Genomic DNA, 14,015 nt, shown 5'->3' with positions numbered 1-14,015 from the left:
AGCAGAGCGGCGGGATCGGACGGCAGGTTGAAGAAGCTCTGGCAAGGCCGCTTCGAGACATCCAGCACGCCGCTGCTCAGGTGCGCCAGAACCTCAAGGATTCGAAGTGGCTGTTTATTACAAGCGTTTTTCTTCTTGGTGCCGTCGGAGGTCTGCTGATCGGGTACTTCTTCGTCATACGCACGCAGAACGCCATGGACGACCGGCTCGACCGCATCGAGCAGTTCTTCTCTACGCCGGCTCAGCCGGTTCCTGTAGCGCCCGAGCCGCAGCCTCCAGCACACAAGGGAAAGGTGAAGTAGGCACCGGAGAGCACGGGCATCCCCAAAGGCAGGCTATGGATTTGATGTTCGCAAAGAGCGCGAACTTGGAACGAGCAAAAGATATGCTCGTTCCACAAACCCACAGCCTCGACGGCGAATAGAGGTTATTAAAATGAGGCGTTCCGGACAGCTGGCATGAAGCTCCACAGTTAGAGCGTCTATAGTTCTCAGTAAGGGAAAGTCACATATGCGCAGCCTTCAAAACGTTGCCCTGATTGCTCTTGTCCTAATAGCCGTGCGTGCGGAAGCACAGCAGCCTGCATGTGGCCTTACTTCTATGCGGGAATCCGTTGCTCCGTTCTTTCCATCAATTGCAAAGGCAGCACATGTGCAGGGTACAGTTGTTTTGCTCGTCAACTTTACGCGGAGCGGTGAGGCGGATTCGGTGACCGTTGTAGCCGGGCCTGAGATGTTGCGTGAAAGTGCTCTTGAATTTGTCCGGGGATGGCGGGCGAACTCTTTTAGTGGTGTGCGCACTTGTCCAATCGCAATCGATTACCGCTTGCAGCAGGAAGGTGATAAGCAAGTACCGCGTTTCCAGCGCCAAGATCTACAGCATGGCACTCTTAATTCCGGCGTTCCGATAGCCATTCCTTAACTCTGCGATAAGGTCGAACAGACCGAGGCTGGTTGGCGAACGGCGTTTGCCCACCGACAACCGGAGTTGTCGTGGGTGACGCAAAGCAGCCATAGCTTGGAACGAGCATAGAGAGCCTCTCCTCTAAACCGTAGCTCGGCGGCTGGAGAAATAAGAAAGCGTTGATTGGGACTAAGCCTCTTTTTCTCCATACCAGTCTTCATGGGGGGACACCTTCCCGCATTGCATGCACTGCGTCACCGGCCACTGATACGAACAAACGGGGCACCGTCCGCGCGAGGTGAATGTGTTCCAGACATTTCCGCAGCGGCAACCCCATACATTGCCTGTTTTAGGACGCCATTGACACCCAGGACATCGCACAGGTGCCCCATCAACGATCATGGCTGGGCCGTCCGCCTCAGGTAAACGCCGCACCTTGCCCCGAAGTCGACCATGTTGCGCCTTACTCTGACGCCGAGAGGAATTAGGCATCTCCGTCAGTCCTGCCACCGCAGCTGCGAACTCAATACGAGCCAGCAATTGCAGGTCTTCATCGGGAACTCGCGCCAGCAAATCCCGCTTTTCAAGTCCCCTCCGTCTGCCAGCATGGTAGAGAACGCTGCGGAATCTTGCCGCCGAAGGCCACAGCACTTTGGGAGCAAAGTTCGGTGCTTCTATATCGGTATCCTCCCGATATAGTTCCTGGGCAAGCTCCATAGCACGGTCAAAGTCGCCGTCCTGTAATGCGAACTGGAAGGCGATATCCTGGGAAGCGCCGGACCCGATATAAGCGCGACCGCCGCAGGTCGGCCCCCCTTCAAGCTCCCGGCGCTTCTGCTCTTCTTCTGCTTCCTGCTGAATCGAATCCCATCCATTGGGATACCGTCGCGCACCCGCCGCCAACTGCTCATGCTTCGCAATCAGCTCTGCCGCAAGCGTAGGGTCCAGGCGTCGCAAGATATGGAAGATCTCAAAGAGCATGAACTCCCGACCAGACGTAAATAACAGCAAACCATTGTCAAAAGAGCCCTGCATCGGCCACTCCGAATCGTTCAGGGTAGATTCAACAACGGAGTGCAGAATTGAGAAAGCTTCTGTAGTCGGCACCACAGTCCAATACCTTCCGAAAAGCTTTAGGAACTCGTGTTCTTTTGTCTCGTGCCATGCTTTGACAGCCTTCCGCATCACTGCCAAACGTTGCGTCTGATCCTCGCAGTCTTGAAGTATGTTCATTGCGAAGAGAAAGGGGAAGGATTCTGCAGGCCCATCCTGCAGAACAAACTGAAGTGCGGCTTCAACATGACCATGCTCCAGCATCGTTTTCCCCAGCATCCATCCGGTATGTCCTTGGGGAGCTCTCGATTCCTCTGGTATGCCCGGCAATAATGAAGGCTCAATCGCTGCTGCAAACACCCGGGCGTGATCAAACAAGACAGAGCGTTCTGGCTCTGGCAATGTGCCGATCTCTTCCAGCGCCATTTCCAGCGTGATCCGTCCCTTAGCGCGATCGGCAATGGCTTCGACGCGTGCGATGCGCAGTTTTGCGGCTGCCCGTACTAAAGACGATGCACTTTCAGCCTGTTTTCGTGACTGCTGTAGCAATTCAACGACGCTCATTCCGATTAGCTCCAGAAAGGCTAGGTGCTTGTCCGTAGTAGCCTAGGTTGCGGCAGCAGCTTGATGATATCTCCTGGACCACCCTTGTATTCTCATTATGTATGGTCCGTCGCGGGACTGCGGAGAGGTTCAGTTCTCCTGGCCATGATGAACTGCGTTGCGTGCTCCGATGGCGTTGCACGCGTTTTGTTGCACTCGCAGCTGAGTTACAGATCTGGTTTTTCTACTATAGGAGTGGTGTTGCCGATGAAATACTTTCGCGCATATAGCTACTGGCTCTTGTTTAGTCTTATCGTTGCTGTTGCATGCGTGCCTTACTCATCATGCGTTGCGCAGTCTCCAGTGCTTCCCACAAGCCTCCGCTGGTACGCAGAGATTGCGAAGCAGAGAGGGCAGAGCGCCATACAAATTGGGCACATTGCACAGCCGATGCAGCAGCGTACGCCGCACGAGGTGGTGCAACAAAACGACTTGGTTCTTGGGACAATCGAGTCTTCGTCGCAAACGAATGACGATTTCGTGGTTTTTACGTGGTATCGCTTGCGGCTCGCAGGGACCGCGACAACGCGTCTGCATATGACTGCGTCCTCGGACCCGCGTGAGAAGACGGCAGAGATTGCAATACCCACGGCCTACAAGAATCTAGGTGAGAACGAAATTCTTGTTCGGGTTCGCGGGGGCAGCACAAAGGTGGATGGCGTTGCAATCACCCAGAACACGTCGGTACAGATGGCTCTTAACCGGAAATATCTACTCTTCCTGAAACCACTTATCGGCCATGTTTACGAGTATGGAGCTGAGACCGAACCGTTGCCTTCCAAGGAAGATGGGACTCTGGCGCTCTCTTCCGGCTCTCAGTTCTCTAAGCAGTTTGAAAAGTATCCGAACGTGCCCTCACTTTTCAGCGAAGCCCGCTAAGCCATTTGTGTTTCATAATTCGCGCTTACACCGGAACAGAAGTGGGTGGTGACGGAACTGGCGAAGACGTTGCTGCCCAAGCAATAACGCAGGTGCCTGCACAGAGGCAAGGGCAACGCCTGGACAGGAAGAAGAAACCTTGTATCCTGCTAGTTTCGCTCTGTTGCTCACGCCTTTTGCCGATCACGAGGTCGGTACCGGCATCCGCTCCGCGCTATTCGCAACGCTCTCTGCCTGCGGCATGCTGTTACTCATCTCTTGCGCCAATCTCATCAACCCTATTGCGTTACGCTCTCGATGAAATCAAAACCTTTTAGACTCAGCTCGGCTCACCACTAAATGTATATAAACTTCCGTTTCTTGAGCTGCCGCTATCTTGGCGCGTCGCCACCAAGGGAAGGAACAACTATGCAGTCATCTGCTGCATAATTGTTTATAAAGTTAACTGAGTGACGCCTGTGTGCAGTGGAGGTTTCTCTTGCTAAGGTACAAGTGGATCACAGTAGCCCTTTCCGCATCTCTCGCGATCGCTCAGGACGGGAATCGACCAGCACCCATTCCGACCACCCGCGAGCCGTATACGTCGCGCCGCGTGGTGACCAGCTATCAGAAATTAGCTGACGGTACGGAGATCCAGCATGAATCAGAATCGTATTTAGCACGTGATTCGCAGGGAAGAACATTCTATAAGTGGAAGCTGCCTTCAGACCCTTTACAGCCGAACAAAGGCGAGCGCTTCGAAGTCATGATCTACGATCCGGATACCCGAGCTGAAGTGTCTTGGTGCACATGCGGAAAGACAGCGACCATGAAGCACTTCAGTGAGCCGAAGCCTGCCAGACAGGACAGAAGGTCAGAATCGGAGGGACTTGATGTCTACCTGGGCCCAACGCCTCAGGAGAGGCTGAAGTACCACAGCGAGGATCTGGCTCCACAGATCGTCATGGGAGTGTTGACGCGCGGGTCAAAGGCGGTCAGAACGCTGCCCGCGGGAGCGGATGGGAACTCAAAAGAACTGAAGATAACCATCCAAAGCTGGTACTCCCCGGAACTGAAGCTGGCGTTGCTCACGATCATTGATGATCCTGTACAAGGTCTGAAGAAGTTGGAATTTAAGGATCTAAGAAGGGTAGAACCAGATCCAGAGTTGTTCCGAATCCCAGACGGATACTCCGTACGTGAGGGTGACTCGAAACAGTAGCCGAGACGTTTCGAACTCTGCCGTGATCACCAATTCGAACAAAACCGCAAATCTTAGGTCGCCCAGGGAAATCGCTATTAGGTGCGCCGTTGCGTCCGGCTTGGTACAGCCGCAGAGGCAACATTCGATGGATTTCGGGACAAGTGTACCTGCCAAATGCAGCGTATAGCTCTCAAATGGCGGCAACAAGCTCAGAGCTGCTCAGATTGACCACTCTATGGTTCTGCGATCGTTTTGGCGGAAAGCGGCGTTGCGGCAATGTCGGCACCTCAGCCTACGAACCAGCAGAAGTACTAGCCGCTTCCCTTTCCTCCTCAAAGAGCGGTTCCTTTGAAGGGCTGAGGTCGTACTTTGAAGTTCAGCGCCGTTTGTTCATGAGCTCGTGGATGCTGTTCGCGCCACAGTTCCAACAAGAGTGGCGGCATGTGGGAAAGGACGGCCCTGGTACGGCTCACCTTGGCTTGACACGCAGGACAGAGCGAGATCATCAGATGGAGGATTGACTTGCCGGGTACCCGGTGATGGACAACGATCGAGCGCTTTCGGCGTCCGGACGCTCCACACACCCTGCAGGCATAGCCGTCTCGTTCCAGAACCAGCTCCCTGAAGCCGCCGAAATAGGCCTCGTCCTGCCGCTTTAGCGTGTAGCAGGTTGAGCACATACCCTGGGCTAGGATCTTCTCCCGTCCACACCGGCAGTGCAATGCGCGTTGGATACCCTTCTTCATCCTTTAATCTTCGATCCTGCCACACCCACGCGGATGTCAGTCTTCACCCAACCGGCCTGCCAGGGCTGCGTCCGTCCCTCATCGAAGCCGATCCCATGAAGCCGTGCCTCTCGACCGGCGTCGAAGAGGACGCCCCAGGCGCCTCATAGCTGTCTTCCAAACCCTCGTCCACGACCTTGCGATGCCGTGCCGATTCTAAACGGTCCGTATCCGCATCTTCCCACCCACTGCGCCAGACCGGCGTTGCACCCTCCAACAGCATTATGCCGGCTAGTCTCGCACGATAACCGAGGCCGTACTCTTCGAATGCCAAAGCATCCATTCCATAATCCGTCATTGCTGGCCCTTCTTCCCTGCTGACTTACTTGATATTGATCGCCTCATGTAACGGTAGATCGTGTCCCGCGTCAGGCCAAGCTCCCGAGCAAGAGCCGTCTTCGATTCGCCGTCAGCTACCCGCTTCAGCAAAGTCACGGCTTGGGCGGGTGTCAGTGCGCGTTTCCGTCCAACATAGGCACCCCGCTTCTTCGCCAGGGCAATTCCCTCTCGTTGCCGTTCTCGGATAAGCTCCCGTTCAAATTGAGCAAAGGCGCCCATGACACTCAGCAGGAGATTGGCCATTGGTGAGTCTTCGCCGGTAAAGGTCAGCTGCTCTTTGCGGAATTGGACATGGACGCCGCGCCGGGTCAACTCCAGGACAATCCGTCGCAGGTCGTCCAGGTTGCGAGCCAGCCGGTCCATGGAATGACAGATCAGGGTGTCGCCTTCCCGGATGAAGGACAGCAGAAGCTCAAATTGCGGACGATGAACGTCTTTCCCAGACGCTTTATCGGTGAACGTCTTGTCGAGTTTGAGGCCTTCCAACTGCCGAAGTTCATTCTGGTCGACGGCACTGACGCGCAGGTATCCTATCTGCAGGCCCGTCCCTGCTCTCCGGACGGGCTTCTTCGTAGAAATAGGTTCTTTAGGCTTCCTCATCTTGCGTCAGAATACAGGAATACCAAGTCTATTAATACGGAAAAGTGTCTGATTGAGAGTGGATGGTTAGCGTATACCCCAGCATGACAGAAAGTTGCATCTCTTCCTCCGTTCCAATCTCAAGCTGTCTGATTCTTCCGATAGTAGTTAAGCTTCTCTCAGGAGATCTTGACGAGCTTGAAGACGCCGTTTTTCTCCAGATCCTCGAACTTGTAGCCCCCTCCTCGGAAGATAACGTCGACGCCCGGAGCATGTTTGAAGTAGAGAATCTGTTCTTCAGAAACATCCACGAGTTTTCCAAAGAAGAAGGCAGGGAACCCAAAGGAAGCGAATGGCCCAAGGTCAGCTGTGGCCATCACGTGGGTAACTTTGCTTCTGAGCTGCCTTCCCTCGTGATCGGTTTCGACGATGCTGGTGATCGAGAGAGGGTATTCCATCACTTGAGGTTAACAGGTTGGCAATAGGAAGGAGTCGCCGTAACGTAACGTCCTTTATGTTGGTAGTCACGCGAGGGTGGCCTAGCATTCAGGCACAGGCTGGATCAAGGGCGGCGAAGGAGCGCCAACAGCTCACCGGGATCGGTAAAAGTAGCTAGCTGAACGATTCTCATTGCTTCTCCAGCGGCTCGGCGTAAAGCGAGCCGATCGCCTTCGATGACGGTCACTGAAATGATCATGAAATCGAATACGCCTGTAAGAAGAAGGGTTAAGGCTTCAGAAACGGCAACACAGGTGGTGTCATATCCGGCCGACTGCAAGACAAACTGGCGGCTTTGGAGCAACTCTGAGGGTGTGCCGACACAGATCACTTTCAATGAGTGAGACATAGGTGAGCTTGAAGGGTAAATGACCGTGCTTTGTTGAACAAGACCATGCTCAGGTGATAGCGGCCGACCTCGGCACAACGCGTTCGGGACGACCGTCATCCGAAAGGTGATGGATATTCCGCTCCCAAACGGCGATAGGCCCGCCAGAGAACTCGCGACAGAGTTGTTGCCATTTCTGGAGACGGTCGCCAACCTGCACTATCTATTGGACTGGCATGTGGAAGCCCCCGAGCGACTAAAGGAACTTAGAGTCGTGGAGGACGAAGCTTTCCAAGCCATGCTGAAGAGGGTTTTAGCTCATCTCTAAACATTGCTAAGTCACGATTTGGATTGCTCTAACTGGCAGGATTGGGCGAAAGCTCGTGTAGTAAAGTGCCGATCGGATGAGCAATCACCTCTGAAGCAATCGTTCCCGTAGGAACACCTTTCTTGTAGAGAAAGTACGCGGCAGCAACTCCAGAAAGAACGCTGGTCCAGAAGATAAGTTTGCGCATGGATTTGATCCTCGTTAGGTCTACGCGACAGAATACCGAAGCCCGAAAGCCATTTCTTCTACGTCCGTAGAAAGAATGTAACAGAGGGCCGACAGCGACAATCTCAGTGCTTCCACGGCCCGAGTTGAACGAAGTTACCGATAACAACTGTTTGGCGGGAGTGCAGCTTTACCGGCTCGAAACTGGGCGATCGCAATACATGGCTGTATCGTCGTCAACGGTCACCCTGATGGACGAGCGAGTGCGTTCGATTGGAAGCGAAGCCTTACCAATCCACAGTTCTTGATGATCGGTTCCACCCCCGAGCGTCCACCTTTGCTCCCGCAAAGCTCCAGTCATCGATATGCTTCCGAGTGCTTCTTTCGCGTTGCCGAGTTTGTAAGAGCCATCCGGGTTGAGTTCAAAGCAGACAACTCCTTGGGCGCGGTTTGCCAAATGATATTCGTAAGAACCAGCAGCCTGAGCCACCGACACCGACTTCTTAGCGCAACCAGTTAGCCATAGCAACATGATGCCCCCGCTGATTACGTATGGAGCGTGCAGTCGGCGTAGGCGCTTTTTCGCAGATCGCATAGATGTCTCTGTCAAAAAGTATCGCCTGCAAAGTCGGGTTTTCGACAACCTCCAAATTTCCGAGCCTGTATCAGGTGGTCTCGCCTTACGTTTGACCGTAACGCCGTAAAAGCGTAACGTCGGTTTATCGCAATACCTCATCACCGTAAAGGCGGCGATATGCCCGTAGTTGCAGTTCTCAACCAAAAAGGCGGAGTGGGAAAGACCACACTGGCGACCAACTTGGCCGCTGTGTTCGCCAGCGCAGGAGAGCGCGTTCAGTACATCGACGCCGATCCGCAAGCTACGGCTCTCGACTGGAGCGCAACCAGGACGGGCGAACCTTTATTTCCGGTAGTAGGCATTCCCAAGAACACTCTTCACCGCGACATGCCTACCTTGTCAGCCCCTTATGAATGGACATTCATAGACGGACCGCCGCTTGTATTCGACGTTGCCAAGTCCGCGATCATGGCAAGCGATCTAGTCGTAATCCCTGTTCAGCCGTCGGCTTTTGACATCTGGAGCGCAAAGAAAATTACCGATCTAATTGCCGAAGCTCAAATGTACAAACCGAACCTCAAATACGCTTTTGCGGTGAATCGTAAAAGCGCAGGTACGGCGATAAGTCGTGACTTTCGTCAGTCTCTCTCGGCGGCTTTTCCTGAAAGTCCCATATTTCTTACTGAAGTCGGGCAACGGGTGGCGTTCGTCGAAAGTTCAGCGCGTGGGTTGACCGTCGTTGAGACGGAGCCGAAGGGGCAGGCAGCGCGGGAGATTCAGAAGCTGGCAGCAGAAATTAGGGAGATGACCACCAATGGCTAAATCAGGATTGATACCGGCGAAGCCTCAGCCATCCAGCGTAGCGGCAGACGAATGGGTGAATGGAACAGCTGCGCCGACAGAACCAGCAGCAGAGAAGGGAAGTGCCGAACCTACCTCCCGGATCACTTTCGATTTACCTAAGTCTCTCCATCGTCGCGTCATGGTTGATTGCACGATGAAGGGGGTCAGGATGGCTTCTGTCCTCCGCCAGATGATCGAGGAGCGTTGGCCAGCGGAAGGCCCTAAAGCGTAACGCCTGCATTAGTTGAGGGGTGGCAGTACATGGCAGCACCGACCGGACCAAACTCGATTTCCAAGCGTGACCACGCGGCAGAGAAGCATCTTGCCGTGAGTCGTCGCGCGGCCCGGTTCGCTGGCATCCGTGAGAAACGCGATGAAGGCGTGCTTTCCGAGGAGATTTTCCAGGTCTCCCAGGCTCTCATTCTTTGCGGGCTTCCTTATCAGCCGACCACGGAGCGGCACTTTACGCGTAAGGCGCGGCTGGGCGACGGCAGTACGGTAGCGGTCACGTTTAGCACGGCTCTTGAAGCGGCGATGCCGTATGGAAGCGATCGAACGCTCTTACATTTCCTCATGGATAGGGCAGTCAAGACAGGCTCCCGTTTTGTGAGTTGGGAGACGGCGACAGAGTTTCTAAACACGATGAACCTAGCGACCGGGGGAAAGAATCGGCGGGATCTTCGTGAACGCTTCAGACGAATCGCAGGTCTCACTATCGGTGTCGAACGTAAGACAGCGGACAGCTACAGCGGGCGAGTGATGCCAATCATCGGCGAGTACCACCTGCCCACAAGCATCGACGTCAGGGCAGAGACAAATGGCTCCGCGATGCTCCCCCTGACTGACAAAATCGTCTACGGGGTCGAGATCGACGACAAGTTTTTCAAAGACCTTCTCGCCCATCATGTACCCGTTCCGGCGGAGATTATTCGAGCCACCCGAAAGCAATCGCAGCTGCAGGACCTGGTGGTCTTTCTATACTGGCGTTGCTACGCGGCTGAAAGCACTAGCCTTATCAAGTGGGAGTACCTGCGGCAACAGGTGTGGCAGGACGACAAGAAGGAACGGCGCATCCGGGAAAGGTTTGTAGAGGCCATTGCTTGTCTGCGCACTCTCTGGCCCGAGGTCAATGCCGAAGCACTGTCCACGGGATTATCGGTGGGGAAACCGAGAGCTGGTCGTTATTTACTAGTAGAAGCGACAAACACCCGAAGACTGTAGGGGACTTCCGGGGGCGGTAAAATGCTTATATCATTGTAAATAAAAGACATATTTTATTTAGAGCTAGGGGACTTCCGGGGGCATAGGCGGTCTCCACCGGGATTGCAGCAATCCACAGATCCTCCTCGAATAACTCACTTTCGAAGGGGACTTCCGGGGGCAGCAAAGGGGACTTCCGGGGGCGAAAAAGGGGACTTCCGGGGGCAGTTTTGGGGACTTCCGGGGGCAGTTTGGCTCTGCATATAAGGAAGTCAAGAAGTACAAGAAGAACAAGAGGAATAGCAGGATGTAGGGTGGCTGGAAACGGTGAATCCGTGGAAAACAAACGGAGCACGTCCTTTGGACGCGAACTGAGGGCCTAACGGCCCATTTCTTGGAGCTGCGCCCCAAACCCTGCAGAAGCAACAACAAAAGCAAAACCTTTCTCATGAGAGTGAGGTTGGTTTAGCAGTCGCGGCTAACGATCTAAACCCATCGCCGAACGCACAGTAAGGCACCCACAGCAGGCTGACAGGGCTCAGACGACCTAGGAGGCTGTCCAAAAGACAAGAGCGGCGCGATAGCGAAGCTACGCAAAGCCCTAGTTCTAAAATATGCACTTGCAGCCATATGGCTTTCATGCCATGCTTGGTTATGGCGTGGGATGTAGAGCTGACCGAAGAGTGCGAGGCCTGGTGGAACACGCTCACCCAAACTGAACAGGAAAGCGTTGGTCATGGGTTCGATCTACTTGCCGAGCTGGGGCCAGCCCTGTCTCGGCCTCATGCCGACACGCTGAAGGGATCACGCTTCCCGAACTTGAAAGAGCTTCGGGTGCAGCATGAAGGCCGTCCCTATCGCGTGCTGTATGCCTTCGATCCCCGGCGCGTGGCGCTGCTATTGCTGGGAGGCGATAAGACCGGCGATGGCCGATGGTATGAGAAAGCCATACCGCAGGCCGAGAAGATCTATGCGAAGCACCTGGAGGAACTGGGATGAAGAGCTGGGCAAAGATTCGTGGAGAAATGCCGCTGGAGAGCCAGGCACGCCTGGATGCACGCCTGGAAGAAACGCTAGCGTCGATGCCGCTGGACAAGATGCGGAAGGCTCGCAGCTTGACCCAGGTAGCCGTAGCGGAACGTCTGCATGTCGATCAGGGTTCCGTCTCCAAGCTTGAAGGCCGCACCGATATGTACCTCAGCACCCTGCGCGAGTACGTCGAGGCTCTGGGAGGCACGCTCGAGTTGCGAGCAGACTTCCCGGATGGGTCGATCAATATCGACCTGCACGCTTCCTAAAACTTCCCGTCGCCGGAGCTGTGGGCAAAGTGGGAAACGCTTTTGGGCGTTTTCCAAGGCGGCACCTTGCCGTCTTTTCCACAGCTCAGTTATGCCAGACCTTTTACAGGCCCTGTTCCCTGAAGTGTTGTGTTGTTCTTTGCAAAGCATCGACCTGAATATTCCCCAGCCTCAAAAGTGAGCTGGTCGCCACTCATGAACAGATCAAGAGGCAAACCCGAAGGCACGGAAATTTCCCAGCTTCTCATCCCCGGTAATTGGCCGCCGAGACCGTCCGAAATATGGTCTTGATGCAGCAAGAGTGTAGCGCTGGAAAGCACGACCTTCGGAGACAAACGAACATTCTTAAGTGGCACCCGTTGTGTTTTAGTCATCTAGATTTTTCTCTCTCAGTCATGTTCCTGATCGCTGGCTGGTTTATTAACGGTTAGTGTCAATCCGAAGAGGGAAGCCTTGAGCCGCTCTGGCGAGTCGGAATAGAACTCTTCGAGCAGCGCCTTGAACTTGCCAGCCGAACCCTCTGAGATCTGGCACTGATGAATCATAGCCACGCCGACGAGGATCTTGGCGTGATTCTCTCGCCGCTTCTGTTCCCGGATGTCTAAGGCTCGTAGCCGTCGCTCGCTGCTCTTAAGTGCCGCAACCTTCTCCGCTGTGGCTTTGCGAATGGCTGCAACCTCTGCCGCCGCTGCTTCTTTAATCGCTTTTTTCTGTGCTTCGAGTTCCTGAATGCTCTTTGGATTAGCTTTAGCCATGAGCTTCAGCTTACAATAGACAGCATGGAATCGTAAACGGTTGTTAGCGACTAAATGCGCGATACCTAGTTTGTTTCACAAACTATGCGCACCTGCGGTGAGCAGAGGCGACAGCAACCGCAAGGACAACAGTAAAGGCAACCGCCGCCGCAACGACAACCGCAACCGCAAAGGCAAGAACCACCGCATGGCTATCGTGCATGTCGCCTTCAAGTCGTCGAGTCAAGCACCGCCCGCAGCGGCGCACGCGCGGTACCTTGCGCGCGAGGGCCAGTACCAGCAGCGCGGCGGCGTGGAGCTGGTTGAATTCGGCAATATGCCAGAGTTTGCCCAGGCCGATCCGCACTCGTTTTGGGTGGCCGCCGATGCGCATGAACGTGCGAATGGCCGTACCTATACGGAGCTGCAGATCGCACTACCGCGTGAGCTTGAACCGGCGCAGCGCCAGGAGCTGGCCCGCGAAGCTACGCGCGAGCTGCTGGGGGATCGTTTTGCCTATACGCTGGCCGTCCATACGCCGCTCGCCAAGGACAACATTGAGCAGCCGCACCTGCACCTGATGTTCTCGGAGCGTGCCGTTACCGCTGCCACGCGGGAGATGCCCGAGGAGCGTTTTTTCAAACGCAACGGGGCGAAGAAAGACCCGGGGTGGAACGACCAGAACAAGCCGGAAGAGGTTCGCGGGAAGTGGGTTGCGATGATGAACGGCGCGATGCAGCGAGCGGGCATCGAGCAGCGCCTGGACGCACGCTCCTGGGCTGAGCAAGGACGTGGAGACCTCGCCTCCCTGCGGGAGGAAAAGACACTTCAAGGGTTTGGTCCGGACGCGATGGAGCGGCACGCGGAGATCGACCAATTACGCCAGGAGCGGGCCGAGCTCGCGCCGCCGCACCTCGACCGTGCGGGCGCGATCCAGCATCTGGAACAACAGGCCGAGCAGCAGATCGCCGGAGTGCAGGCGCGCACGTCCCAGGAACTCTCTCGCCTGGACAAGTTGATCGCCGCCGCGCGCGAGCTGGCGAACGAAGTAAAGGAGCGGACGGTTGCCGTCGCCCAGAATGTGGCCGAGCGGGTCGAGCAGCTTCGGGGGCAGTTCGAGCGGTGGCGAGAGCAGCGGGTGGAGGGTAAACCCGAGCAGCATTTAGAGACTCAACGGCCTTCTCCTGCCCAAGAGAAACAAGAGCTGGAGCGGGCGGGTCCGGCGCAGGCCGTGGATGCATCGATGTCCTCTCAGATCGAGCAGCGGTTGCAGGCCTTCCGGGAGCGGTATGAGGCGAACAAGCAAGAGCGCGAGCCGGCAGTGGTTCCAGAGCCACCGGCACAGGAAGCCGCGGTGAAGCAAGAACCTGAGCAAGAGCTGAAGATCGAACGGGAGATCGGCTTCGGCATCGGGCTATAGAGAGGAGATGAGGTATGGGACAAGAACCGAATCAGGGCAGTGCGGGCGAGATGATGATCGTGGGTCTGATCGATCATGCCGACCGTCTCGGCAAGTCAGCACAGGCTGGGCAGCAGGCTCTGAGTGAGCAGATCGAGGAGATGGCGCAATTGCAGCAGTGGGCCGTGAATGCGGCGCTTGAGCTGCAGAAGCGGGCTGATGCCGCTGTCCAGAAGCTGGAGGCCGAGCGAGCGCGGCTGCAGAGCACCCAGGCGACGCTCCAGGCCAATGCTGTCCAGGCGATCCATGATGCCGTCGAGA

Annotated in this window: 19 protein-coding genes; 11 read left to right on the top strand and 8 right to left on the bottom strand. The window is 55.5% G+C overall.

Annotated elements, in window-relative coordinates; genetic code table 11:
* A partial coding sequence (locus tag OHL20_RS25000) for a hypothetical protein (RefSeq protein WP_263386034.1) occupies positions 1–302 on the top strand: 302 nt, incomplete at its 5' end.
* Between the two features lie 208 nt (positions 303–510).
* The gene (locus OHL20_RS24995) at positions 511–921 is read left to right on the top strand and encodes an energy transducer TonB (RefSeq protein WP_263386033.1); all 411 of its coding nucleotides are present in this window, start codon (positions 511–513) and stop codon (positions 919–921) included.
* A 171-nt stretch (positions 922–1,092) separates the two neighbouring features.
* Here OHL20_RS24995 and OHL20_RS24990 read toward each other — a convergent pair whose 3' ends face one another.
* Positions 1,093–2,520, bottom strand: coding sequence for a hypothetical protein (locus tag OHL20_RS24990; protein ID WP_263386032.1), 1,428 nt, complete (start codon positions 2,518–2,520; stop codon positions 1,093–1,095).
* Between the two features lie 246 nt (positions 2,521–2,766).
* On the opposite strand from OHL20_RS24990, the gene OHL20_RS24985 reads away from it, so the two are divergent.
* Together OHL20_RS24985 and OHL20_RS24980 are read left to right on the top strand one after the other, a co-directional pair.
* Positions 2,767–3,438 (top strand): hypothetical protein, encoded by a 672-nt coding sequence (locus OHL20_RS24985; protein WP_263386031.1) that lies wholly within the window; start codon positions 2,767–2,769, stop codon positions 3,436–3,438.
* Positions 3,439–4,246: 808 nt separating this feature from the next.
* A complete protein-coding gene (locus OHL20_RS24980) occupies positions 4,247–4,639 on the top strand; it encodes a hypothetical protein (protein WP_263386030.1) in 393 nt (130 codons plus the stop codon).
* 771 nt (positions 4,640–5,410) lie between these two features.
* On the opposite strand, the gene OHL20_RS24975 is transcribed toward OHL20_RS24980, so the two are convergent.
* From OHL20_RS24975 to OHL20_RS24960, 4 genes are all read right to left on the bottom strand, one after another.
* On the bottom strand, positions 5,411–5,704 hold the full coding sequence (locus tag OHL20_RS24975) for a hypothetical protein (RefSeq protein ID WP_263386029.1): 294 nt from the start codon (positions 5,702–5,704) through the stop codon (positions 5,411–5,413).
* Positions 5,701–6,345: a recombinase family protein gene (locus OHL20_RS24970; RefSeq protein WP_263386028.1), complete on the bottom strand. Its 645-nt coding sequence runs from the start codon at positions 6,343–6,345 to the stop codon at positions 5,701–5,703. The genes OHL20_RS24975 and OHL20_RS24970 overlap by 4 nt, the downstream gene beginning before the upstream one ends.
* Positions 6,346–6,503: 158 nt before the next feature.
* Positions 6,504–6,782: a hypothetical protein gene (locus OHL20_RS24965; RefSeq protein ID WP_263386027.1), complete on the bottom strand. Its 279-nt coding sequence runs from the start codon at positions 6,780–6,782 to the stop codon at positions 6,504–6,506.
* A gap of 104 nt (positions 6,783–6,886) precedes the next feature.
* Positions 6,887–7,171, bottom strand: a complete 285-nt coding sequence (locus OHL20_RS24960) for a hypothetical protein (RefSeq protein ID WP_263386026.1) — start codon at positions 7,169–7,171, stop codon at positions 6,887–6,889.
* Positions 7,172–7,280: 109 nt separating this feature from the next.
* Between OHL20_RS24960 and OHL20_RS24955 the strand changes: the two genes are divergently transcribed.
* Positions 7,281–7,478, top strand: a complete 198-nt coding sequence (locus OHL20_RS24955; RefSeq protein WP_263386025.1) for a hypothetical protein — start codon at positions 7,281–7,283, stop codon at positions 7,476–7,478.
* 28 nt (positions 7,479–7,506) lie between these two features.
* Here OHL20_RS24955 and OHL20_RS24950 read toward each other — a convergent pair whose 3' ends face one another.
* Positions 7,507–7,665: a hypothetical protein gene (locus OHL20_RS24950; protein WP_263386024.1), complete on the bottom strand. Its 159-nt coding sequence runs from the start codon at positions 7,663–7,665 to the stop codon at positions 7,507–7,509.
* A gap of 732 nt (positions 7,666–8,397) precedes the next feature.
* On the opposite strand from OHL20_RS24950, the gene parA reads away from it, so the two are divergent.
* The 4 genes from parA (at position 8,398) to OHL20_RS24930 (ending at position 11,561) form a co-directional block, all read left to right on the top strand.
* Entirely contained in the window at positions 8,398–9,042 is a 645-nt protein-coding gene (parA, locus tag OHL20_RS24945; protein ID WP_263386023.1) for a ParA family partition ATPase, read from the top strand.
* Between the two features lie 282 nt (positions 9,043–9,324).
* A complete protein-coding gene (locus OHL20_RS24940) occupies positions 9,325–10,284 on the top strand; it encodes a replication initiation protein (RefSeq protein WP_263386022.1) in 960 nt (319 codons plus the stop codon).
* Between the two features lie 618 nt (positions 10,285–10,902).
* On the top strand, positions 10,903–11,262 hold the full coding sequence (locus OHL20_RS24935) for a type II toxin-antitoxin system RelE/ParE family toxin (protein WP_263386021.1): 360 nt from the start codon (positions 10,903–10,905) through the stop codon (positions 11,260–11,262).
* Positions 11,259–11,561, top strand: coding sequence for a helix-turn-helix domain-containing protein (locus OHL20_RS24930; protein ID WP_263386020.1), 303 nt, complete (start codon positions 11,259–11,261; stop codon positions 11,559–11,561). The genes OHL20_RS24935 and OHL20_RS24930 overlap by 4 nt, the downstream gene beginning before the upstream one ends.
* A gap of 89 nt (positions 11,562–11,650) precedes the next feature.
* Here the strand turns inward: OHL20_RS24930 and OHL20_RS24925 are convergent, their stop codons facing one another.
* Together OHL20_RS24925 and OHL20_RS24920 are read right to left on the bottom strand one after the other, a co-directional pair.
* On the bottom strand, positions 11,651–11,935 hold the full coding sequence (locus OHL20_RS24925) for a hypothetical protein (RefSeq protein ID WP_263386019.1): 285 nt from the start codon (positions 11,933–11,935) through the stop codon (positions 11,651–11,653).
* Positions 11,936–11,950: 15 nt separating this feature from the next.
* Positions 11,951–12,316 (bottom strand): hypothetical protein, encoded by a 366-nt coding sequence (locus OHL20_RS24920; protein WP_263386018.1) that lies wholly within the window; start codon positions 12,314–12,316, stop codon positions 11,951–11,953.
* A gap of 97 nt (positions 12,317–12,413) precedes the next feature.
* On the opposite strand from OHL20_RS24920, the gene OHL20_RS24915 reads away from it, so the two are divergent.
* Both OHL20_RS24915 and OHL20_RS24910 read left to right on the top strand, forming a co-directional pair.
* Positions 12,414–13,715: a MobA/MobL family protein gene (locus OHL20_RS24915; protein ID WP_263386017.1), complete on the top strand. Its 1,302-nt coding sequence runs from the start codon at positions 12,414–12,416 to the stop codon at positions 13,713–13,715.
* Positions 13,716–13,729: 14 nt separating this feature from the next.
* A partial coding sequence (locus OHL20_RS24910) for a hypothetical protein (protein ID WP_263386016.1) occupies positions 13,730–14,015 on the top strand: 286 nt, incomplete at its 3' end.

The organism is Granulicella arctica, from assembly GCF_025685605.1.
Classification (GTDB): domain Bacteria; phylum Acidobacteriota; class Terriglobia; order Terriglobales; family Acidobacteriaceae; genus Edaphobacter; species Edaphobacter arcticus.
This window is presented reverse-complemented; position numbering and strand designations above follow the sequence as displayed.